4 protein-coding genes and 1 pseudogene are annotated in these 3701 nt (G+C 67.7%); 2 read left to right on the top strand and 3 right to left on the bottom strand.

Features of this window, described 5'->3' with window-relative positions; translation table 11 throughout:
* Positions 1 to 459: pseudogene (locus ACOJTD_RS22470) on the bottom strand (AMP nucleosidase); the annotation flags it as partial.
* Between the two features lie 128 nt (positions 460 to 587).
* On the opposite strand from ACOJTD_RS22470, the gene ACOJTD_RS22465 reads away from it, so the two are divergent.
* Complete coding sequence (locus tag ACOJTD_RS22465; protein ID WP_420135067.1) at positions 588 to 1226, top strand: MFS transporter; 639 nt, start codon at positions 588 to 590, stop codon at positions 1224 to 1226.
* Between the two features lie 137 nt (positions 1227 to 1363).
* Here the strand turns inward: ACOJTD_RS22465 and ACOJTD_RS22460 are convergent, their stop codons facing one another.
* A complete protein-coding gene (locus ACOJTD_RS22460; RefSeq protein WP_420135066.1) occupies positions 1364 to 2557 on the bottom strand; it encodes a DUF2125 domain-containing protein in 1194 nt (397 codons plus the stop codon).
* Between the two features lie 159 nt (positions 2558 to 2716).
* Here ACOJTD_RS22460 and ACOJTD_RS22455 point away from each other — a divergent pair, with 159 nt between their 5' ends.
* The gene (locus ACOJTD_RS22455; protein WP_420135065.1) at positions 2717 to 3295 is read left to right on the top strand and encodes a gamma-glutamylcyclotransferase; all 579 of its coding nucleotides are present in this window, start codon (positions 2717 to 2719) and stop codon (positions 3293 to 3295) included.
* Positions 3296 to 3311: 16 nt separating this feature from the next.
* Here ACOJTD_RS22455 and ACOJTD_RS22450 read toward each other — a convergent pair.
* A partial coding sequence (locus ACOJTD_RS22450) for a lysophospholipid acyltransferase family protein (protein ID WP_420135064.1) occupies positions 3312 to 3701 on the bottom strand: 390 nt, incomplete at its 5' end.

Here is a 3701-nt window from a genome sequence, read left to right as displayed (position 1 = left end):
GTCGCCAATATGGGCCAGGTCCGTGGTGGGGAACCAGCGCGCCAGGGCCGCCGTCATCGACCGGTCCAGCGCGACCTCCAGCCCGTCGGTCACATAGGGAAAGGGGATTTCCTGGCGCGACACGCCGACCTCGAAGGTCGCATTATATTCCTGCTCCAGCAGGCCCAGCTGTTCGGTCAGATAGGGGCGGAAAAGGTCCGGCCGCGTGACCGTGGTCGAATAGCTGCCTTGTCTCGACAGCCGGGCGTAGGCGCGCGGCTCCAGGTCCTGGGGGCGGTCGCCGTACCAGCGGATGCGAAGTTCGGGATAGGCGAACACCCCTTCGGCGCGTTTGACCGGATCGGGCCGCGCGCCGGTGTTGACGAAATCCCGCACGGCGTCGCGCAGGTTGGTCACGGATTGGGTGTAGAGGGTTTCGAGGCGGTCCAGCGCCGCCTGTGCTGTCATCTGTTCTGTCATGACTTCCTCTAGCGAAGCTTCGTGACAATGGCGAGGCGTCGGCGGCTCAATCTCGATTTCGCTGCATTGCAGCAATTTATGCGCGGTGCATGGTTGCGGCGGGGGCGGTCATGGCGCATCTGGCCCGGATGACCCCTTCCGCCACGTCAGCCCCTGTCCAGAAGCCCGGCTTCGTCGAGTTCGTCTGCCTGGTCGCGGCGCTGATGGCGATGAACGCCCTGGCCATCGATTCCATGCTGCCGGCCTTGCCGCACATCGGCCAGGACCTGGCGGTGCGCTCGCCCAACGGCGTCCAGTGGGTGGTCACCGCCTATCTGCTGGGCTTCGGCGGCGCCCAGCTGGCGTACGGGCCGCTGGCCGACCGCTTCGGCCGCAAGCCGGTGATGATCATCCCGCAACTGATCGCGCTGACGCTGACCTATCCGAGCTTTCTGTGGATCGTGGCCGATCCCGGGCCGGCCTCGCTGCTGTTCGGCTTCGGCGTGCTGTCGATGATCGGCTCGCTGCCGTTCACCGCGTTCTACGCCACCTTCACCGAGGCGCTGCCGCAGCAGATCCGCGGTGGGGTATTCGCGATCGTTTATGCGGTTGCGATCGCCAGCTTCGGCGGCACCGCCCAGTTGGTCGTGACCTGGCTGCTGCACGTCTCCGGCAACCCGCTGGCGCCAGCATGGTACTTGCTGTTGGCAGCGGCCGTTGGGCTCGGCGCCATGACGCTGATGCCGGAGACCGCGCCGGTGAAGGTGGGCAATCGTGAACGAAATTAGTTGTTAGTTCGTCATTGCGAGCGAAGCGAAGCAATCCAGCTCAGTGCACGTGACTGGATTGCTTCGTCGCGGAGCCTGTGCTCGGACGGCGCGTAGCGCCGATCCGGGTGCTCCTCGCAATGACGGGGAGAGCGCGGTCAAAACAGCGGCTTCATCTGCGCGACCTTGATCGGGCCTAGCATCACGGCGCCGTCGACGAAGCGCAGCGGGAAGGCGCGAGCGGGCCGTCCCTCAAGCGTGGCTTCCTGGCCGAGCGCGTTGATGCCGGCGGCGACGCCGACATTGGCGTTCTGGCGGACGACCCGGCCGAGTCCCGGGATGGCGCGGTCGAGCGCGCCGAGTACGTTGTTGACGTCGTTCGCCCGCACGCCGGGCGCGAGACGATCGATCGTCGACTGCGACACGCCCTCTTCCAGCACCTTGTCGATGCCGAGCTTGGGGATCACCTTGTCGAGCCCCGCCACTACCATCTGCAATTCGCCATCGACATTTCCGGCCGGCGTCAGCCCGAGTGCGCCGATCGCGGTCGCGATCATCTCGCCCTGCTGGATCCGCGCCTGGGTGATCTCGATCCGGCCACCTGCCGCCTGCAATTCGCGGAAACGCTGCGGCCATGGCTTCGGCCGGAAATCCTTCAACCCGCTCAGCACCACGCGCAGATGCGCGTCGAACAGATCCGCGAGCAGCGGATGCACGTCCTGCACGCTGGCGCCTTCGAACTGGAAGTCGGTCTCGATCCGCGGCGCGGCACCGGCCGGGCCTTCGAGCTGACGGGCGTGCATCTCGACATGCCGCGCACGCGCCAGCGGCACCGGCGCGGCGCCGCCGAGCCGGTCGAGCGTCGGCGCTTCGAACACCAGCGATACCCGCTGCGGCGGACCGGGCAGCCCGGCAGCGCTGCTGCGGGCGCTCGCCCAGTTGAGCTGCATCGACGGCGGCTGGCCACGATCCGCGAAGGTCGCCGGCCCCTTGAACTCGGCGATCAGCAGGCTCGGCTGATAGATCTGCGACACCACCAGGATTTCGGCGAGCTTCGCCGTCACCGGGGTCTGGCTGGCCACCTGCTCGGCGGTCTGCGAGGTCAGCGCCACGCTGGCGTTCGTGCAGCGCACTTCGAGGCGGAACGGGAAGCCGGCGATCGAGCGGTCACCGCAATCATAGGCGCGGCCGGCCGCGGCCTCGCGTGCGCGCCAGGAATCAACGATGCGATCAACCTGCGCGACGGAGAAGAACCAGAAGCCACTCCAGGCAATGGCGGCGACGAGCAGCAGCGCCGGCATCAGGAACAGCGGCCACAGCCGGCGGCGGGTGGGAAGCGTGTGTTCGGTCATCGAGCCTACTTAGAGTGTGTGCCCGAAAAGGCAAATTGCAGGGCACGGCGTCTCGCCCGCCGCAGATCCGCCGCGCGAAACCGCTGACATCGGCCGTCCCAATGCGGTAGAGACGGAATTTGTCATTTGCGCGAAGCCTTGCTCTGAAGTCTTGCCATCATGTCCGCCAAGATCCTGACCGATGCCGAGCTTGCCGACGGCGACCTGTGGGTGTTCGGCTATGGATCGCTGATGTGGCGGCCTGGGTTCGATTTCGTCGAGCAGGTGCCGGCGCGGCTGATCGGCGAGCACCGGGCGCTGTGCGTCTATTCCTTCGTTCATCGCGGCACGCCGGAGCAGCCGGGACTTGTGCTCGGGCTCGATCGCGGCGGCGCCTGCCGCGGCATCGCGTTCCGGGTCGCCGATGCGCAGCGGATGCAGACGGTGGCTTACTTGCGCGAGCGCGAGCAGGTCACCAGCGTGTATCGCGAGGTCAAGCGCTCGGTGTGGCTGGAGGACGACGCCCGGCGCCGGATCAGCGCGCTGACTTACGTGGTCGACCGCGGCCACGCGCAATATGCCGGCCGGCTGTCTTACGCCGAGCAGCTTCGTCATGTCCGCCAGGGCCACGGCCGCTCCGGCCCGAACCGCGATTACGTGATCGCCACCGTGAAGGCACTGGAAACGCAGGGCTGCCGCGACGTGCCGCTGCACCAGCTCGCCGAAGCGCTGCGCGACGAAGCACCGACGCCGCGATAACCAAGGCGAGAGGCGATCAGCCCACCTGCTCGCTCTCCGGCTTCGGCGCCGGCTCGGCCTGTGGCGGCACCGCGCTGGGGACGCAGCCGAACAGCTGTGCCTGCTCTTGGCGCGCTTCGGCCACCAGGCGGTTGGTGGCGGTTTCGACCACGTCGCTGAGCTGCCTGAGGAACTCGCGGCGGTCGAGGCCGGCCGGGAGCGGATCGAGGAATTCGACCACGATCGTGCCCGGGTAGCGCATGAACTGGCGCCGCGGCCAGAACAGTCCGGCGTTCAGCGCCACCGGCAGGCACGGCACGCCGCAATCGACATAGATCTGGCCGACGCCGCTCTTGTAGTTCGGCGGCGCGTCGACCGGTCGGCGGGTGCCTTCCGGAAAGTTGATCAGCTGCCGGCCGCGGCGCAC

The sequence above is a fragment of the Rhodopseudomonas sp. genome (assembly GCF_048594845.1).
Classification (GTDB): domain Bacteria; phylum Pseudomonadota; class Alphaproteobacteria; order Rhizobiales; family Xanthobacteraceae; genus Rhodopseudomonas.
The sequence above is the reverse complement of the archived record's forward strand: the minus strand, read 5'-3'. Positions and strand labels throughout refer to the sequence as shown.